13 protein-coding genes are annotated in these 18,119 nt (G+C 72.7%); 10 read left to right on the plus strand and 3 right to left on the minus strand.

Annotated elements, in window-relative coordinates:
• Positions 1 to 54 precede the first annotated feature (54 nt).
• The gene (locus ACFCZ1_RS20040) at positions 55 to 660 is read left to right on the plus strand and encodes a flavodoxin family protein (RefSeq protein ID WP_376679607.1); all 606 of its coding nucleotides are present in this window, start codon (positions 55 to 57) and stop codon (positions 658 to 660) included.
• 64 nt (positions 661 to 724) lie between these two features.
• Here ACFCZ1_RS20040 and ACFCZ1_RS20045 read toward each other — a convergent pair whose 3' ends face one another.
• Positions 725 to 1,675 carry a CAP domain-containing protein gene (locus ACFCZ1_RS20045; protein ID WP_376679608.1) on the minus strand — a complete coding sequence of 317 codons (951 nt, stop codon included), beginning with the start codon at positions 1,673 to 1,675 and terminating at the stop codon, positions 725 to 727.
• Positions 1,676 to 1,810: 135 nt separating this feature from the next.
• Here ACFCZ1_RS20045 and ACFCZ1_RS20050 point away from each other — a divergent pair, with 135 nt between their 5' ends.
• The 4 genes from ACFCZ1_RS20050 to ACFCZ1_RS20065 all read left to right on the plus strand — a co-directional run bounded on the left by ACFCZ1_RS20050 (position 1,811) and on the right by ACFCZ1_RS20065 (position 8,280).
• Positions 1,811 to 2,092, plus strand: coding sequence for an acylphosphatase (locus ACFCZ1_RS20050; protein ID WP_376679609.1), 282 nt, complete (start codon positions 1,811 to 1,813; stop codon positions 2,090 to 2,092).
• Between the two features lie 349 nt (positions 2,093 to 2,441).
• Positions 2,442 to 2,660, plus strand: coding sequence for a hypothetical protein (locus ACFCZ1_RS20055; RefSeq protein ID WP_073911092.1), 219 nt, complete (start codon positions 2,442 to 2,444; stop codon positions 2,658 to 2,660).
• 182 nt (positions 2,661 to 2,842) lie between these two features.
• Positions 2,843 to 6,631: an AAA family ATPase gene (locus tag ACFCZ1_RS20060; RefSeq protein WP_376679610.1), complete on the plus strand. Its 3,789-nt coding sequence runs from the start codon at positions 2,843 to 2,845 to the stop codon at positions 6,629 to 6,631.
• Between the two features lie 218 nt (positions 6,632 to 6,849).
• Entirely contained in the window at positions 6,850 to 8,280 is a 1,431-nt protein-coding gene (locus ACFCZ1_RS20065; RefSeq protein WP_376679611.1) for a sugar porter family MFS transporter, read from the plus strand.
• 41 nt (positions 8,281 to 8,321) lie between these two features.
• Here ACFCZ1_RS20065 and ACFCZ1_RS20070 read toward each other — a convergent pair whose 3' ends face one another.
• Positions 8,322 to 9,308 (minus strand): LLM class flavin-dependent oxidoreductase, encoded by a 987-nt coding sequence (locus ACFCZ1_RS20070; protein WP_376679612.1) that lies wholly within the window; start codon positions 9,306 to 9,308, stop codon positions 8,322 to 8,324.
• A gap of 363 nt (positions 9,309 to 9,671) precedes the next feature.
• Between ACFCZ1_RS20070 and ftsY the strand changes: the two genes are divergently transcribed.
• Positions 9,672 to 10,895 carry a signal recognition particle-docking protein FtsY gene (gene ftsY / locus ACFCZ1_RS20075; protein ID WP_376679613.1) on the plus strand — a complete coding sequence of 408 codons (1,224 nt, stop codon included), beginning with the start codon at positions 9,672 to 9,674 and terminating at the stop codon, positions 10,893 to 10,895.
• Between the two features lie 90 nt (positions 10,896 to 10,985).
• Here ftsY and ACFCZ1_RS20080 read toward each other — a convergent pair whose 3' ends face one another.
• Positions 10,986 to 11,654, minus strand: a complete 669-nt coding sequence (locus ACFCZ1_RS20080) for a bifunctional DNA primase/polymerase (protein ID WP_376679614.1) — start codon at positions 11,652 to 11,654, stop codon at positions 10,986 to 10,988.
• A gap of 407 nt (positions 11,655 to 12,061) precedes the next feature.
• Here ACFCZ1_RS20080 and ACFCZ1_RS20085 point away from each other — a divergent pair, with 407 nt between their 5' ends.
• From ACFCZ1_RS20085 to ACFCZ1_RS20100, 4 genes are all read left to right on the plus strand, one after another.
• Positions 12,062 to 13,579, plus strand: a complete 1,518-nt coding sequence (locus ACFCZ1_RS20085) for a hypothetical protein (RefSeq protein ID WP_376679615.1) — start codon at positions 12,062 to 12,064, stop codon at positions 13,577 to 13,579.
• 407 nt (positions 13,580 to 13,986) lie between these two features.
• On the plus strand, positions 13,987 to 15,327 hold the full coding sequence (locus ACFCZ1_RS20090) for an ammonium transporter (protein WP_376679616.1): 1,341 nt from the start codon (positions 13,987 to 13,989) through the stop codon (positions 15,325 to 15,327).
• Complete coding sequence (locus tag ACFCZ1_RS20095) at positions 15,324 to 15,662, plus strand: P-II family nitrogen regulator (RefSeq protein WP_362394082.1); 339 nt, start codon at positions 15,324 to 15,326, stop codon at positions 15,660 to 15,662. Before ACFCZ1_RS20090 ends, ACFCZ1_RS20095 begins: the two co-directional genes overlap by 4 nt.
• A gap of 17 nt (positions 15,663 to 15,679) precedes the next feature.
• Complete coding sequence (locus ACFCZ1_RS20100) at positions 15,680 to 18,106, plus strand: [protein-PII] uridylyltransferase (RefSeq protein ID WP_376679617.1); 2,427 nt, start codon at positions 15,680 to 15,682, stop codon at positions 18,104 to 18,106.
• Positions 18,107 to 18,119: the final 13 nt, after the last annotated feature.

The raw sequence follows: 18,119 nt of genomic DNA on the forward strand, positions 1-18,119 counted from the left end.
TCGTCGCACCACGCCCCGTGTGCGGCGAGAACTTCCCTGAGGGAGAGATCCGCCTTGTCCGCAACCACGCACACCCCCGTTGTCTCGATCGCCTACCACTCCGGCTACGGCCACACCGCCGTCGTCGCCGAGGCGGTCCGCAACGGCGCCGCCGAGGCGGGCGCGACGGTCCACCTGATCAAGGTCGACGAGATCGACGACGCGCAGTGGGCGCTGCTCGACGCGTCCGACGCCATCGTCTTCGGCTCCCCGACCTACATGGGCACGGCCTCCGGCGCCTTCCACGTCTTCGCCGAGGCCACCTCGAAGCGCTGGTTCGGCGACGTCTGGCAGGACAAGGTGGCGGCCGGCTTCACCAACTCGGCCTCCAAGAGCGGCGACAAGCTGCACACCCTGCAGTTCTTCCAGATCCTGGCCGCGCAGCACGGCATGAGCTGGGTCAACCTCGGCCTGAAGCCGGGCTGGAACTCCAGCACCGCCTCGGAGAACGACCTCAATCGCCTCGGCGTCTTCGCCGGCGCGGCCGCGCAGTCCAACTCGGACGAGGGCGCGGACGCGGTCCACAAGGCGGACATCGCGACCGCCGAGCACCTGGGCCGGCGCGTCGCGGAGCACACCCGCGTCGTCGTCGCGGGCCGCGCGGCGCTGGCCGCGCTCTGATCCCCCTCCGGCCGTAGGCCCCGTCGTCACAGCGGGCGGGCGGGGCCCTGACGCCAGGACCTGGTCAGAAGCCGAAGTCCTGCGTCCACCAGGGGCCGCCGGCGGCGAAGTGGGCGCCGACGCCCAGGGTGCGGAACTCGCAGTTGAGGATGTTCGCCTTGTGGCCCGGGCTGTTCATCCAGGCCTTCATCACGGCCTCGGCGTCGCCCTGGCCGCGGGCTATGTTCTCGCCGCCGAGGCCCGAGAGGCCGGCCTTGGCCGCGCGGTCCCAGGGGGTGTTGCCGTCCGGGTCCGTGTGGTCGAAGAAGCCGCGGACGGCCATGTCCTTGCTGAAGGATCCGGCCAGCGCCGCGAGCGGCGGGTTCGCCCGGACCGGACCGCATCCGGCCTGAGCGCGCTCCTGGTTCACCAGGGCCACCACCGCCGCTTCCTCGGCGGAGTGACCGTCAGAGGGTGCCGGCGCGGCGGCCGGCACCTGGACGGGCGGCTTCGACGGCACGGGAGCGGGCTTCGCCGGGGCCTTGGAGGGCGGGGCGGAGGGCTTCGGCGTGGGCTTCGGCGTGGGCTTCGCAACGGGCTTCGCAGCGGGCTTCGCCGGGGCCGAGGCGGTCGGCGAGGGCGAGGGCGAGGCGGAAGCCGACGCGGAGGCCGACGCGGACGGGCTCGGCGAGGCGGACGGGATGACGGAAGGGGAAGGGGAGGGGGAGGCCGACGGGCCGGAGGTGGTACCCGTGCCCGCGGAGGCGCGACCGGACAGGTTGGCGAGGCCCCCCTGCTGATCCGGCGTGCTGCGGACGCGGCTCGGCGAGGGCTTCGCCACCGCCTCCGTCTTGTCGGCGGAACCCGGGCCGGCGATTCCCACATAGGGGAAGGAACTGCCGACCGGCACCATGCCGGTGGTCACGGCCGCCGTCCCGAGGGCCACGGCCACCGAGACGCCCAGCAGGCCGGTGCGCAGGGCGGTGCCGCGCTTGCCGCCGCGGTTCGGTGCGGCGTGGAGTCGGTGGCGTCCCATCGGCGTCGTGCCTTCCTTACCAGGTCAAGATCGTCCTAACTCACCCAAACGGGTGAGTTCATTGGTGCGCGACTGTACGGCATGGGGCCGGGGGGCGATGTGACCCAAAAGTGTTTGCCCCGTTAGCGTTCACGCATGAATGAAGACGTCCGCCTGATCGCCTGGGTGCGGGGCCGTGTGCAGGGAGTGGGCTTCCGCTGGTTCACCAGGGAGAACGCGCTGGAGATCGGCGGGATCGTCGGCTTCGCGCTCAATCTCGACGACGGGCGGGTGCAGGTGGTGGCGGAAGGTCAACGTGAGAATTGCCACCGGCTGCTCGACTGGCTGCAGTCGGCCGACACGCCCGGCCAGGTCGACGGAGTGACAGAGATCTGGGGCACACCGCGCGGTGGCTACGACGGGTTCGCGATGCGATGACGGATCGCCTGATCATGTACTGATCACACCCTGAGATCGTCCGCACACGGTCGGATCTGCGCATTCTCCGCCGACGCGTTGCCGGCGCGGCCGATCCGTGGAAGGCTCGGAGATGAGGATGATCTCCACGCCCCTTGCGGGGCCCGGGCTGCCCGCCGATACGGGGCGTGATCGTGTTGACCGTCAAACTTTTTGGTGAGACGCTGGAAGCCCCGCGCACCTGAGCTGTTTGGCAGTGTTGGCAGTAGTAAGCGCAGTGACTGTCAGTCGCTGCCGGACATCCGCGGGTGCGATTCCCTCACGACCCACACCGCTTCGGTCGGTCACTCAGTGTGGAGGACCATCCATCATGGCAAAGGCGCTTCTCGGTTACGTCGGCGGTTCCGATCCGCGACTCCTCGCCGAGATGCGACGGCTTCAGCAGCGCGTCCAGGACCTCGAGTCCGAGCTCGTACGGATTCAGTCCGAAAATGACGCGCTGAACGCGGCCGCCGCTCAGCACGACGGAGACTCGCTGCTCGACAGCATCGGGATCGACGTACCCCAGGCGGAGCCTGCGCTCACCTGATCCGCTCAATTCGTCGCTCGACTCCAGCCCCGCATGATCTGCAAGGGACGCTCCGGCGTCCCTTCTTTCTTTCGACGCCGCGCCTCGCGGCGTGAGGCCAGGTGGGGCTGATTCCTTTTAAGGTCGGTTGTGCCCTGCACCTTCATGGGTGAAACCGAACGCGAAAGGTAGAGTCCGGCGGCGTGCACCTCAAGTCCCTGACCCTGCGCGGCTTCAAATCCTTTGCATCCGCCACCACCCTGCGCTTCGAACCCGGCATCACCTGTGTCGTGGGTCCGAACGGCTCCGGCAAGTCCAATGTGGTGGACGCGCTGTCCTGGGTCATGGGTGAACAAGGGGCCAAGTCCCTGCGCGGCGGGAAGATGGAAGACGTCATCTTCGCCGGGACCACCGGACGTCCGCCGCTCGGCCGCGCCGAGGTCTCCCTCACGATCGACAACTCCGACGGCGCGCTGCCCATCGACTACGCCGAAGTCACCATCACCCGGATCATGTTCCGCGGCGGCAGCAGCGAGTACCAGATCAACGGTGACACCTGCCGCCTGCTCGACATCCAGGAGCTGCTCTCCGACTCAGGCATCGGCCGCGAGATGCACGTCATCGTCGGACAGGGCCAGCTGGACTCCGTCCTGCACGCCGATCCCATGGGGCGCCGCGCCTTCATCGAGGAAGCGGCCGGCGTACTGAAGCACCGCAAGCGCAAGGAGAAGGCGCTGCGGAAGCTGGACGCGATGAAGGCCAACCTCGCACGCGTGCAGGACTTGAACGAAGAGCTGCGGCGCCAGCTGAAGCCCCTCGGACGGCAGGCCGCGGTGGCCCGCCGGGCGGCCGTCATCCAGGCGGACCTGCGGGACGCGCGGCTGCGGCTGCTCGCCGACGACCTGGTCACGCTCCGCCGCGCGCTCGACGCGGAGATCGCGGACGAGACGGCGCTGAAGGAGCGCAAGGAGGCCGCCGAGGCCCGGCTCGCCGAGGCGCTGCGGCGCGAGGCGGAGCTGGAGGTGGCCGTACGGGAGCTCGCGCCGCGGCTCCAGCGGGCGCAGCAGACCTGGTACGAGCTCTCGCAGCTCGCCGAGCGGGTACGGGGGACCGCGTCCCTGGCCGACGCTCGGGTCAAGAGCGCGACCGCCCCCGTGGAGGAGGAGCGGCGGGGGCAGCGGGACCCCGAAAGCATGGAGAGGGAAGCCGTCCGGATCCGCGAGCAGGAGGCGGAACTGGCGGCGGCGCTGGAAGCGGCCTCCCACGCGCTGGAGGACACGGCCGCGCACCGGGCGGAGCTGGAACGGGCACTGGCCGCGGAGGAGCGGCGGCTGCGGGACGCCGCGCGGGCCATCGCGGACCGGCGCGAGGCGTTGGCCCGGCTGACGGGGCGGCTCGGCGCGGCCCGCTCCCGGGCGGGCGCCGCGCAGGCCGAGATCGGCCGGCTCGTCGAGGCGCGGGACGGGGCGGCGGCCCGGGCGGTGGCCGCGCAGGAGGAGTACGAGGCCCTGGCGGATGAGGTCGGCGGCCTCGACGACGCCTCGGTGGAGGGCGACCACGAGGCCGCCCGGACCGCACTCGCGGCGACGGAGGCCGAACTGACGGCGGCGCGGGACGCGCTGACGGCGGCGGAGCGCTCGCGCGCGGCGGTGTCGGCGCGGCGGGACGCGCTGGCGCTCGGGTTGCGGCGCAAGGACGGTACGGGCGCGCTGCTCGCGGCGCGGGAACAGCTGGCCGGGCTGCTGGGTCCGGCGGCGGAGCGGCTGTCGGTGACCCCGGGGTACGAGACCGCGGTGGCCGCCGCGCTGGGCTCGGCGGCGGATGCGCTGGCCGTGGCCTCGCCGGGGGCGGCGGCCGCGGCGATCCGCCACCTGCGCGGTGCGGACGCCGGCCGCGCCACCCTCCTGATCACCCCGCCGCCCGCCCTTCCGGCCCAGAGCCAGGCCCCGGGCGATCCGTCGGCCCCGCTCCCGCCCCTGCCGGGCCAGGTCCCGGGCCAGGCCTCGGGCCAGGCCCCGGCCGATCCGCCGACCCTGCTTCCGCCCCTGCCGGACCAGGCCTCGGGCCCGGGCGCGGCCGTCCCCGGCCGGGCCGCGGCTGCGGCCGAGGCGGCGGGAGTCTCCTCCCACCCCGCCGTTTCCCGGCACCGGGTTCTGCCCGGACCCGAAGACCGGCCCGAAGACCGGCCCGACGGCCAATCCGCCGCCGGGCTGGTCGGAGGCGATGCAGAGGCGCGGCGTGCCGTGGCATGGGTCCTGCGGGACCACTTCGTCGTCGGGACGCTCGACGAGGCCGAGGCCCTGGTGGCCGCGCGGCCGGACGCGGTGGCCGTGACCGTGGACGGGGACGTCCTCGGCGCGCACCTCGCCCACGGCGGCTCCGTCGGTGCGCCCAGCCTGATCGAGGTGCAGGCGGCCGTCGACGAGGCCGCGGCGGAGCTGGCCCGGCTGGACGAGCGGTGCCTGGAGCTCGGCGGGGTACAGGAGGCAGCCCGGGCACGGCGGGAGGACGCGGCGGCCCTGGTCGAGGAGCTGGCCGAGCGCCGGCGGGCCGGGGAGCAGGCCCGCGCCGGGGTCGCGCAGCAGCTCGGACGGCTCGCCGGGCAGGCGAAGGGGGCCGCGGGTGAGGCCGAGCGCAGCGCCGCCGCCGCGGCCAAGGCCCAGGACGCGCTGGAACAGGCGCTGATGGACGTGGAGGAGTGCGCGGAGCAGCTCGCGACGGCCGAGGAGATGCCGGTCGAGGAGGAGCCCGACTCCGCGGTGCGCGACCGGCTCGCCGCCGACGGGGCCAACGCCCGCCAGACCGAGATGGAAGCCCGGCTGCAGCTGCGGACCCACGAGGAGCGGGTCAAGGGGCTGGCCGGAAGGGCCGACGCGCTCGACCGGGCGGCCTGCGCGGAACGCGAGGCCCGCGCCCGCGCCGAGCGTCGCCGGGCCCGGCTGCGGCACGAGGCGGAAGTGGCGCGGGCGGTCGCCGACGGGGCCCGGCAGCTGCTCGCGCACGTGGAGGTGTCGCTGCGCAGGGCCGACGAGGAGCGCGCCGGGGCCGAGTACGCCAAAGGTCTGCGCGAGCAGGAACTCGCCGCGGCCAGGAACGGCGGCCGGGACCTGAAGGACGAGCTCGACAAGCTCACCGACTCCGTGCACCGCGGGGAGGTGCTGGGCGCCGAGAAGCGGCTGCGCATCGAGGCGGTGGAGGCCAAGGCGCTGGAGGAGTTCGGCATGGAGGCCGTCGGCCTCGTCGCCGAGTACGGTCCCGACCAGCCGGTGCCGCCGTCCCCTCCCGCCGAGGGCGAGACGCTGCCCCAGGACGCCGAGCACCCGCGGAACCTGCCCGGCCCCTTCGTCCGCGCCCAGCAGGAGAAGCGGCTGAAGGCGGCCGAACGCGCCTACCAGCAGCTCGGCAAGATCAACCCGCTCGCGCTGGAGGAGTTCGCGGCGCTGGAGGAGCGCCACCAGTTCCTCAGCGAGCAGCTGGAGGACCTGCGCAAGACGCGCGCCGACCTCCTTCAAGTGGTGAAGGAGGTCGACGAGCGCGTCGAACAGGTATTCACCGAGGCGTACCGGGACACGGCCCGGGAGTTCGAGGGCGTCTTCTCGCGGCTGTTCCCCGGCGGCGAGGGCCGGCTCGTCCTCACCGACCCCGACAACATGCTGACCACGGGGGTCGACGTCGAGGCCCGCCCGCCGGGCAAGAGGGTCAAGCGGCTGTCGCTGCTCTCGGGCGGCGAGCGCTCGCTGACGGCCGTGGCCCTGCTGGTGTCCATCTTCAAGGCGCGCCCCAGCCCCTTCTACGTGATGGACGAGGTCGAGGCCGCGCTCGACGACACCAACCTGCAGCGGCTGATCCGGATCATGGAAGAGCTCCAGGAGAGTTCCCAGCTGATCGTCATCACGCACCAGAAGCGGACGATGGAGGTCGCCGACGCGCTGTACGGCGTCTCGATGCAGGGCGACGGGGTCTCCAAGGTCATCAGCCAACGGCTGCGCTGACCAGTTCAGTTCAGGAAGTGAACGCCGTGTCTCTCTTCACTCGTCTGAGACGGGTTCTTTTTCGGTATTGACTTCAGAAAGTGAAGCCATAGGCTCTGCTGTGCCGTGTCCGACGTTCAGGTGGTGGTGAGCAGTTTGCTGTGCGCCACTGGAGGAACACGCGCACAGACGCACACCCCCACACCGCCCGCCGTCGGCGCCGGGCCCAGGAGCGCATCTTGACCAGCACAGCGAACGCACCCGCGTCGGGCGGTGGCCGGGCGGCCCGCCCCGACCATCTCGGGCACGTCATCTTCATCGCCGCGGCCGCGGCGATGGGCGGCTTCCTCTTCGGCTACGACAGTTCCGTCATCAACGGCGCGGTCGTCGCCGTCCGCGAACGGTTCGACGTCGGGTCCGCGGCCCTCGCCCAGGTGATCGCCGCCGCGCTGATCGGCTGCGCCATCGGCGCCGCCACGGCCGGCCGCATCGCCGACCGGATCGGCCGCATCCGCTGCATGCAGATCGCCGCCGTCCTGTTCACCGCGAGCGCCATCGGCTCCGCCCTTCCGTTCGCCCTGTGGGACCTGGCCATGTGGCGCGTCATCGGCGGCTTCGGCATCGGCATGGCCTCCGTCATCGGCCCCGCCTACATCGCCGAGGTGTCCCCGGCCGCCTACCGCGGCCGGCTCGCCTCCTTCCAGCAGGCCGCCATCGTCATCGGCATCGCCGTCTCCCAGCTCGTCAACTGGGGCCTGCTGAACCTGGCGGACGGCGACCAGCGCGGTGAGATCGCCGGCCTGGAGGCCTGGCAGTGGATGCTCGGCGTCATGGTCGTCCCGGCCGTGGTCTACGGGCTGATGTCCTTCGTCATCCCGGAGTCCCCCCGCTACCTGATCTCCGTCGGGCGCACCGAGCAGGCCAAGGAGGTGCTGCGCGAGGTCGAGGGCACGAAGATCGACATCGACGCGCGGGCCGCCGAGATCGAGCAGGCGATGCACTCCGAGCACAAGTCCACCTTCAGGGACCTGCTGGGCGGCCGCTTCTACTTCCTGCCCATCGTCTGGATCGGCATCGGCCTCTCCGTCTTCCAGCAGCTCGTCGGCATCAACGTGATCTTCTACTACAGCTCCTCGCTGTGGCAGTCCGTGGGCATCGACCCGACCAGCTCGTTCCTCTACTCCTTCACCACGTCGATCATCAACATCATCGGCACGGTGATCGCGATGGTCCTCGTCGACCGGATCGGCCGCAAGCCGCTCGCCCTCATCGGCTCGGCGGGCATGGCCGTCTCCCTGGGCCTCTGCGCGTGGGCGTTCTCCTACAAGGAGGAGATCGGCGGCACCATCTCGATCCCCAGCGCCCAGGGCACGATCGCGCTGATCGCCGCCCACGCCTTCGTCCTCTTCTTCGCCCTCTCCTGGGGCGTGGTGGTCTGGGTGCTGCTCGGCGAGATGTTCCCCAACCGCATCCGGGCAGCGGCCCTCGGCGTCGCCGCCGCGGCCCAGTGGGTCGCCAACTGGGTCATCACCGTGTCGTTCCCGAGCCTGTCGGACTGGAGCCTGTCCGGCGCGTACGTCATCTACACCGTCTTCGCCCTGCTCTCGATCCCCTTCATCCTCAAGTGGGTGCCGGAGACCAAGGGCAAGGCGCTGGAGGAGATGGGGTAACCACCCCCGCCAACGCCCCCTCTCCTCGATGCTGCCCCGGCTCAGCCCTTGAGCCGGGGCAGTACCTGTTCACACAGCAGGTACAGACTTCGCCAGCCCTCGTCCAGCGGCATCCCGCCGCACAGCGGGTGCAGCACCAGGTTCCCCGCCTCGCCCGCGCCCCGGGCGTACGAGAGCGCCTCGTCCGGCGTGAGGACCCGGTACACGCCCTCGGCGCGCAGCTCCGCCACCGAGCGCGCGGCCGACCGTACGGCGCTGCGGATGTCCTCGGACTGCCAGGACGCGTACGTGGCCGCCTCGTGCAGGAAGCACTCGCCGTACTCGGCCCAGACCCGGTCGGGGTCCTCGGCGATGTGCAGCAGCGGGGTCTCGGCCGCCGGCATCATGCAGAAGCCCTCCGTGCCGTACTCCGCCAGCCGCGCGTTGTAGTAGGCCTCCAGCTCCGGCAGGTGGGCGCTCGGGAAGAACGGCAGCCCGAGCCGGGCCGCGCGCCGGGCGGCCGCCTGCGAACTCCCGCCGACCAGGAGCATCGGGTGCGGCCGGGTGAAGGGCCGCGGGGTGACCCGTACCGTGCGGCCGCGGAACTCGAACGGCTCGCCCGTCCACGCCTTCAGCAGCGTCTCCAGCAACTCGTCCTGGAGCCGGCCGCGCCGGCCCCACTCCACGCCGTGCTGCTCGTACTCCTCGCGCCGGTAGCCGATGCCGGCGACGGTGACCAGGCGCCCGCCGCTCAGCAGGTCCAGGACGGCGACGTCCTCGGCCACCTTGAGCGGGTCGTACAGCGGGCCGATGATCGCCGAAACGGTCACCGCGATCCGGCGGGTCGCGCCGAAGACCGCGCCCGCGAAGGCGAACGGGGAGGGCAGCCAGTTGTTGCCGGCGCCGTGGTGCTCCTCGGTCTGGACGGTGTCGATCCCGCGGTCGTCCGCGTACCGCGCCATCTCCAGCGCCTCCCTGTACCGGGCGGAGAGGGACTGGGGGGTGCCGTCGGGGTCGACGAGATTGAACCGGGCCACGGTGATGGGCATGGAGGGGTCCCCCTTCGCCGGAGGTGGGTGAGCGGGCGCAGGGGGACGTTAGCTGACGTGGCGTCAGTTGGACAGGGATCCCGCCGGCACGCGCTCCTCGGTGGCCTCCGCCGCGGGGGCCCGGGGGCGGTGCGCGGCAGCGCGCGGACCCGGCCTCCGCGCTCGCCGTCCGGGACGGGCTCCAGGCCGCGGGTCTCGATCGCGGTCTCTTCGGCAGGCATGCGGTACTCCGTGGGGAGGGCGTGGAGGGAAGTCGCCCATCATCATCGATTTGCAGCTAAAAGCACAAATTGCGGCTTACCGTCTGATGCCACCCTCCAAGGTCCGGGCTTCGGGGCGGCTGTGGCCGATACTGGGTGGGTTATGGACATCCTCATCCTTGCTGTAGTCATCGCCCTGGTCGCGGTCGGCGTGATCAGCGGGCTCGTGGTCAGCAGCCGCAAGAAGAAGCAGCTGCCGCCCCCGGCACCGCCGAGCACGCCGACCATCACTGCTCCGCCCGCCGAACCGCAGGTGGGGGAGGACGCCGTAGAGACGGCGGAAGAGCCGCGCCGCACCGTCGAGGAGGTCGATCTTCCCGACGCGGGGACCGCCCTCGAATCGCCGGTCGCGGTCGAGGACCCGCTCGTCGAGGCGCCGCCCGCGCCCCGGATCGAGATCCCCGAACCCACCGCCGGCCGCCTGGTCCGGTTGCGCGCGCGCCTCGCCCGGTCGCAGAACACCCTCGGCAAGGGGCTGCTCACGCTGCTCTCCCGGGAGCACCTCGACGAGGACACCTGGGAGGAGATCGAGGAGACCCTCCTCATCGCCGACGTCGGTGTCGCACCCACCCAGGAGCTGGTCGACCGGCTCCGCGAGCGGGTCAAGGTGCTCGGCACCCGCACCCCCGCGGACCTGCGCGCCCTGCTCAAGGAGGAGCTGCTGACCCTGGTCGGCACCGACTTCGACCGCGCCGTGAAGACCGAGAGCGGCGTCGACACCCCGGCCGTCGTGATGGTCGTCGGCGTCAACGGCACCGGCAAGACCACCACCACCGGCAAGCTGGCCCGGGTGCTCGTCGCCGACGGCCGCAGCGTGGTGCTCGGCGCGGCCGACACCTTCCGCGCCGCGGCCGCCGACCAGCTCCAGACCTGGGGCGAGCGCGTGGGGGCCCGTACCGTACGCGGCCCCGAGGGCGGCGACCCCGCCTCGATCGCCTACGACGCGGTCAAGGAGGGCATCGCCGAGGGCGCCGACGTGGTGCTCATCGACACCGCGGGCCGCCTGCACACCAAGACCGGCCTCATGGACGAGCTCGGCAAGGTCAAGCGCGTCGTGGAGAAGCACGGCCCGCTGGACGAGGTCCTCCTGGTACTGGACGCCACCACCGGACAGAACGGCCTGACCCAGGCCCGCGTCTTCGCGGAGGTCGTGGACATCACCGGCATCGTGCTGACCAAGCTCGACGGCACCGCCAAGGGCGGCATCGTCGTCGCCGTCCAGCGCGCCCTCGGCGTCCCGGTCAAGCTCGTCGGCCTCGGCGAGGGTGCGGACGACCTGGCGCCCTTCGAGCCGGAGGCGTTCGTGGACGCCCTGATCGGCGACTGAGCGCGGTCCCCGCCGTACGGACACCGCGCCCGTGCCCCCGTCCTCCGGCTGGAGGGCGGGGGCACGGGCCTGTACGGGGTGCCGGCGGGCCTATCCGCGGAAGCGGTGGCAGATGTAGGCGAGGGTGCCCAGCAGCAGCCGGGCCTGCGGCGGGCTCGCGGCGCAGTCGAGCGCCGGCGGGCGCAGCCATCCGACCTGGCCCGGACCGGCCCGGCCGGAGGACGGGGCCGTGACGTACGCCCCGTGGCCCAGCGCCCGCAGGTCGAGGTCGGCGTCGTCCCAGCCCATCCGGTACAGCAGCTGGGGCAGTTCGGCCGCCGCGCCCGGCGCCACGAAGAACTGCGCCCGGCGGTCCGCGGTCACGACGACCGGTCCGAGCGGCAGGCCCATCCGCTCCAGCCGGACCAGCGCGCGCCGCCCGGCCCCCTCCGAGACCTCGATGACGTCGAAGGACCGGCCCACGGGCAGCAGCACCGCCGCGCCCGGGTACTCGCCCCAGGCCTCGGTGACCTCGTCCAGGGTCGCCCCCGCTCTGACGGTGGGGGCGAGGGGCAGCGGGTGCGCCCCGGGGGCGGTGCACCCGGTGTCCCCGCAGGAGCAGTCACCGGCGGACGCGGCGGCGCGGGCGCCGGGGACCACGTCCCAGCCCCACAGTCCCGTGTACTCCGCGACCGCCGTGCATTCCCACGTCCGGCCGCGGCGCCGGGCGCCTGAGCGGAATTCCTTGGTGCCGCGGCTGCCGCCGATCGTGAAGCCCATGCCCATGCCCCCTCCAACGGGTCGGACGCGCCGGTGGTTACGACGTCGGCGCGACCGGCTGCCGGCGGTCCGCCGCGGGGGTTCCTCTGCCGCTGCCCGGCGCACTCCTCGCCGCGCGCGCCCCTGGCGCACTCCAGTCCACCCGATCTCTTTTCGCCTTGTGTCAAGTGAATCGCGCCTGGCAGGTGGCGAGTTCATTCGAAGGGGTGGCGAATGGTGGCGATTCCCGGATCTGCCTCGCGGGAGGGGTGATCGTAGGATTACTTTCGGTACACGAACCCCCAAGGCAGGCCCGTCCGTGGGTATGCCGGAGGCAATGCGTGAAGGACTCGTGAAGGTCCGTGGCGGCGCTCGCCGCTCCCGCCAGGGTTTCGTGTGGAAGATGCTGAGCGGATGGGGGCGTTCCAGTGAGCGGCAACGACGCAAGCGGAACGAGCGACGAATGTGCTGACCGCAATGATCAGCTGACGTCGTGGTTCGTCCGCAGCGGCTGGTCGAAGGGCGAGCTCGCCCGCCAGGTCAACCGTCGTGCCCGCCAGATGGGCGCCCACCACATCAGCACGGACACCTCCCGGGTGCGCCGCTGGCTCGACGGCGAACAGCCCCGCGAGCCCGTGCCGCGGATCCTCTCCGAGCTGTTCTCGGAGCGCTTCGGCTCCGTGGTCGCCATCGAGCAGCTCGGCCTGCGCACCGCCCACCAGACGCCCTCCGTCTCCGGCGTCGACCTGCCCTGGGCGGGCCCCCAGACCGTCGAACTGCTCGGCGAGTTCTCCCGCAGCGACCTGATGCTGGCCCGCCGGGGCTTCCTCGGGACCTCACTCGCCCTGTCCGCCGGCCCCGCCCTGATCGAGCCCATGCAGCGGTGGCTCGTCCCGGCCCCGGCCGCCGACCCGGGACCGCGCGCGGTGGGGGTCCCCCCAGCGGAGCGAGGGGGAGGGACGGCGGGCGCCCTCGGTGGCCACCGGCCGCCCCGGCTCTCCGAGCCCGAGCTCGCCCTCCTCGACGCCACCACCGTGATGTTCCGCCAGTGGGACGCCCAGTGCGGCGGCGGACTGCGCCGCAAGGCCGTCGTGGGCCAGCTCCACGAGGTCACCGACCTGCTCCAGGAGAACCACCCGGCCCGGGTCATGAGGCGGCTCTTCAAGGTCGCGGCGGAGCTCGCCGAACTCGCCGGCTGGATGAGCTACGACATCGGCCTGCACCCCACCGCGCAGAAGTACTTCGTCCTCGCGCTGCACGCCGCGAAGGAGGCCGGGGACAAGCCGCTCGGCTCGTACATCCTCTCCGGCATGAGCCGCCAGATGATCCACCTCGGCCGCCCCGAGGACGCGCTGGAACTCATCCACCTCGCGCAGTACGGCAGCCGCGACTGCGCCGGCCCGCGCACCCAGGCCATGCTGTATGCGATGGAGGCCCGTGCCTACGCCAACATGGGCCAGCCCAGCCGCTGCAAGCGGGCCGTGCGGATGGCCGAGGACACCTTCTCCGACGTCGGCTTCGCGGGCGAGCCGGAACCGGACTGGATCCGCTTCTTCTCCGAGGCCGAGCTCAATGGCGAGAACTCGCACTCGTACCGCGATCTGGCCTACGTCGCCGGGCGCAGCCCCACGTACGCCTCCCTCGCCGAACCCGTCATGGCGAAGGCCGTCGCACTCTTCGAGAAGGACGAGGAGCACCAGCGCTCCTACGCCCTCAACCTGATCGGCATGGCCACCGTGCACCTGCTCCAGCGCGAGCCCGAGCAGGCCACCGTCCTCGTCGGCCGGGCCATCGACGTGGCGGGAAAGGTTCGGTCCGAACGGGTGAACACGCGACTGCGCAAGACCGTCGACACCGCCGCCCGTGAGTACGGTGACGTCGATGACGTGGTCCGGATCACCGACCTCCTCGCCGCCCGCCTCCCCGAAGCCGCGGAGGCCGTGTAGCGGCCCGGGCGGCCGCCCCCAGGAACCCCGGCCGCGGCAGTCACCCCGTGAAGCCCGATCAGGCTCCCCCAGCCAGGACATCCGGGTCACCGCCGCGGCCGGCCCCTCCCTTGCGGCGGGGCCTCCCCCGGCTACCGCCGGGAGGTGCCCCCAGCCGCTCTCGCGGAGGCGGTGGCCCGCCGTCGCGGAGCCTCACGCGGGGGATCGCCGTGTTCATCGGGCTGTAACAGCCCGGACGCCTTCGTCATCGGCGCGAAACACCGAGCGGCGCCGCCGGAAACCGGCCTGCGCGAATCTCAGGGGCATTAACCGGCCAGTCCCGGCCAGCCCCCCGGCCGGACCCCTTAACGCCGCTCAGGTTTTCACGATCGCCCGCACGCGAACGTACCGACGACGAGGAGACGCCGATGGCATCAGCCATCACGACCCTCGCGGCAGACGCCCCGACGCTGTCTGCCGCGAACACCGGGTTCATGCTCATCTGCTCCGCCCTGGTCATGCTGATGACCCCGGGACTCGCCTTCTTCTACGGAGGCATGGTCCGCGTCAAGAGCAGCCTCAACATGCTGATGATGAGCTTCATCAGCCTCGGGATCGTCACGATCCTGTGGGTCCTCTACGGCTTCAGCCTCGCCTTCGGCACCGACTCGGGCTCCCTCATCGGCTGGAACTCCGACTACGTGGGCCTCAGCGGCATCGGCATCACCGAGCTGTGGGACGGCTACACCATCCCGGTCTACGTCTTCGCCGTCTTCCAGCTGATGTTCGCCGTCATCACCCCGGCCCTGATCAGCGGCGCCCTCGCCGACCGCGTGAAGTTCAGCGCCTGGGTCCTGTTCACCGCCCTGTGGGTCACCGTCGTCTACTTCCCCGTCGCCCACTGGGTGTGGGGCGCGGGCGGCTGGCTCTTCGAGCTCGGCGTCATCGACTTCGCGGGCGGCACCGCCGTCCACATCAACGCCGGCGCCGCAGCCCTCGGCGTGATCCTGGTCATCGGCAAGCGCGTCGGCTTCAAGAAGGACCCGATGCGCCCGCACAGCCTCCCCCTCGTGATGCTCGGCGCCGGTCTGCTCTGGTTCGGCTGGTTCGGCTTCAACGCGGGCTCGTGGCTCGGCAACGACGACGGCGTCGGCGCGGTCATGTTCGTCAACACCCAGGTCGCCACCGCCGCCGCCATGCTCGCCTGGCTCGGCTACGAGAAGCTGCGCCACGGCTCCTTCACCACCCTCGGCGCCGCCTCCGGCGCGGTCGCCGGCCTCGTGGCGATCACCCCCTCCGGCGGTGCGGTCAGCCCGCTCGGCGCGATCGCCGTCGGCGCCATCGCCGGTCTGCTCTGCGCCATGGCCGTGGGCCTCAAGTACAAGTTCGGCTACGACGACTCCCTCGACGTCGTCGGCGTCCACCTCGTCGGCGGTGTCGTCGGCTCCCTGCTCGTGGGTCTCTTCGCCACCGGCGGGGTCCAGTCCGACGTCGCCGGCCTCTTCTACGGCGGCGGCCTGGAGCAGCTCGGCAAGCAGGCCATCGGAGTCTTCTCGGTCCTGGCCTACTCTCTCGTGGCGTCCGCGATCCTCGCCTTCCTGCTCGACAAGACGATCGGGATGCGGGTCCCCGAGGACGACGAGGTCTCCGGCATCGACCAGGTCGAGCACGCCGAGACCGCCTACGACTTCAGCGGGGCCGGCGGCGGATCCTCCTCACGCAGCACCGCCCCCGCCCCCGCCGCCGCGAGCAAGAAGGTTGACGCATGAAGCTGATCACCGCGATCGTCAAGCCCCACAAGCTGGACGAGATCAAGGAAGCCCTCCAGACCTTCGGAGTCCAGGGGCTCACGGTCACCGAGGCCAGCGGCTACGGTCGCCAGCGCGGTCACACCGAGGTGTACCGCGGCGCCGAGTACACCGTGGACCTCGTACCCAAGATCCGCATCGAGGTGCTCGTCGACGACGCCGACGCCGAAGAGGTGATCCGGGTCATCGTGAGCGCCGCCGCCACCGGCAAGATCGGTGACGGCAAGGTGTGGAGCGTCCCCGTGGACTCGGTCGTCCGGGTCCGCACCGGCGAGCGCGGCGCTGACGCGCTCTAGGTGACGGGAGCTCCTGGGTGACGAGCGTCGACAAGACCACGGACCACACGGCCGACTCGGGACCCAGCGGATACGCCGCGGCCCGGCTGCGACTCCTCCAGGAGGAGTCGCGGTCCGGGCCTTCGCGGCGTTCCGCCCTGGCCGGGCTGACCGACGAATGGCTGAGCGCCCTGTTCACGACCGCCGTACGGGAGACGGGCGTGCGCGGCGCCGCCCTGGTGGCCGTCGGCGGCTACGGCCGGAGTGAACTGTCCCCGCGCAGCGACCTCGACCTGGTGCTGCTGCACGACGGCAAGGCCGAGCCGCGGGCCCTCGGCGCGCTGGCCGACCGCCTCTGGTACCCGGTGTGGGACCTGGGCGTGGCCCTCGACCACTCGGTGCGGACCCCGGGGGAGGCCCGCAAGACCGCCGCCGAAGACCTCAAGGTGCACCTCGGACTGCTGGACGCGAGGCCCGTCGCGGGCGACGCCGGCCTCCTCGCCGGCCTGCGGACCTCCGTACTGGCCGACTGGCGCAACCAGGCGGCCAAACGGCTCCCGGAACTGCACGCCCTGTGCCGGGAACGGGCCGAACGGGCCGGGGAGCTGCGCTTCCTGCTCGAACCCGACCTCAAGGAGGCCCGCGGCGGGCTCCGGGACGTCACCGCGCTGCGGGCGGTGGCGGCGTCCTGGCTCGCCGACGCCCCGCGCGAGGGCCTCGCCGAGGCCCGGCGCCGGCTCCTGGACGCCCGGGACGCCCTCCACCTGGTGACGGGCCGCGCCACCGACCGGCTCTCGCTCCAGGAACAGGACCAGGTCGCGGCCCAGCTCGGGCTGCTCGACGCGGACGCGCTGCTGCGCGAGGTGTACGAGGCCGCGCGGGTCGTCGCGTACGCCGGAGACGTGACCTGGCGGGAAGTCGGCCGGGTCCTGCGGGCCCGCGCGGCCAGGCCGAGGCTGCGGGGGCTCCTCGGCACCCGCGGGGCCCCCGCCGTCGAACGGGCACCCCTGGCCGAGGGCGTCGTGGAGTCGGACGGCGAAGCCGTGCTGGCGCTCGCCGCGCGCCCCGACCGGGACCCCGTGCTGCCCCTGCGGTTCGGCGCGGCCGCCGCGCAGGCCGGGCTCCCCGTCTCCCTGCACGCCCTGCGCAGGCTCGCCGTCCAGGCGAAGGCGCTCCCGGTGCCGTGGCCGGCCGAGGCCCGGGAGCAGCTCCTGACCCTGCTGGGCGCCGGTGAGCCGACCATCGCAGTCTGGGAGGCCATGGAGGCGGAGGGCCTGATCACCCGGCTGCTGCCCGACTGGGAACGGGTGCGGTGCCGCCCGCAGCGCAACCCCGTCCACACCTGGACGGTGGACCGGCACCTCATCGAGACGGCCGTGCGGGCCTCGGCCCTCACCCGCCGGGTCGGCCGCCCCGACCTGCTCCTGATGGCGGCCCTCCTGCACGACATCGGCAAGGGCTGGCCCGGGGACCACTCCGTGGCGGGGGAGACCATCGCGCGCGACGTCGCCGCGCGGGTCGGCTTCGACGCGCGGGACACCGGCGTCCTGGGCACGCTCGTACGGCACCACCTGCTGCTGATCGACACCGCGACCCGGCGCGACCTGGACGACCCGGCGACCGTCCGCGCGGTCGCCGAGGCCGTGGGGTCCGTGGGCACGCTGGAGATACTGCACGCCCTGACGGAGGCGGACGCCCTCGCCACCGGGCCCGCGGCCTGGAGCGCATGGCGGGGATCGCTGGTCGCGGACCTCGTCCTGCGGGTCGCCGCCGTGCTGCGCGGCACGCCCCCGGCGGAGCGCGAGCCGGAGATCGCCTCGACCGAACAGGAACGCCTGGCGGTGGAGGCGCTGCGCACCGGGGAGCCGGTGCTCGCGCTCCACACCCGGCACGAGGAGGACGCGGTCGGCGTGGAACTCGTCGTGGCCGTCCCCGACCAGCCCGGGGTCCTTCCGGCCGTGGCGGGGGTGCTGGCCCTGCACCGGCTCACCGTGCGGGCGGCCGACCTGCGCTCCGTGGAGCTCCCGGACCGGCTGGGCGAGGTCCTGGTGCTGCGCTGGCGGGTGGCGGCCGAGTACGGCTCGCTGCCGGAGGCCGCGCGGCTGCGCACCGACCTGGTCCGCGCCCTGGACGGCTCGCTCGACGTACCGGCCAGGCTGGCGGACCGCGAGGCGGCCTACCCGCGCCGCCGCGGGGTCGTCCCGCCGCCGCCCCGGGTCGCGGTGGTCCCGGACGTCTCCGCGCTGGCCACGGTCCTGGAGGTCCGCGCCCCCGACGCGGTGGGCCTGCTGCACCGGATCGGGCGGGCGCTGGAGTCCGGCGGGGTCCGGGTCCGCAGCGCGCACGTCTCGACCCTCGGCGCCAATGCCGTGGACACGCTGTACGTGACCACCCCGGAGGGCAAGCCGCTGGAACCCGTGCAGGCGGCGGCGCTGGCCGGATCGGTGCAGGAGGCGCTGGCATAGCGACGGGGCCGGA

The organism is Streptomyces sp. NPDC056224, from assembly GCF_042267665.1.
In the GTDB taxonomy this organism is placed as follows: Bacteria; Actinomycetota; Actinomycetes; order Streptomycetales; family Streptomycetaceae; genus Streptomyces.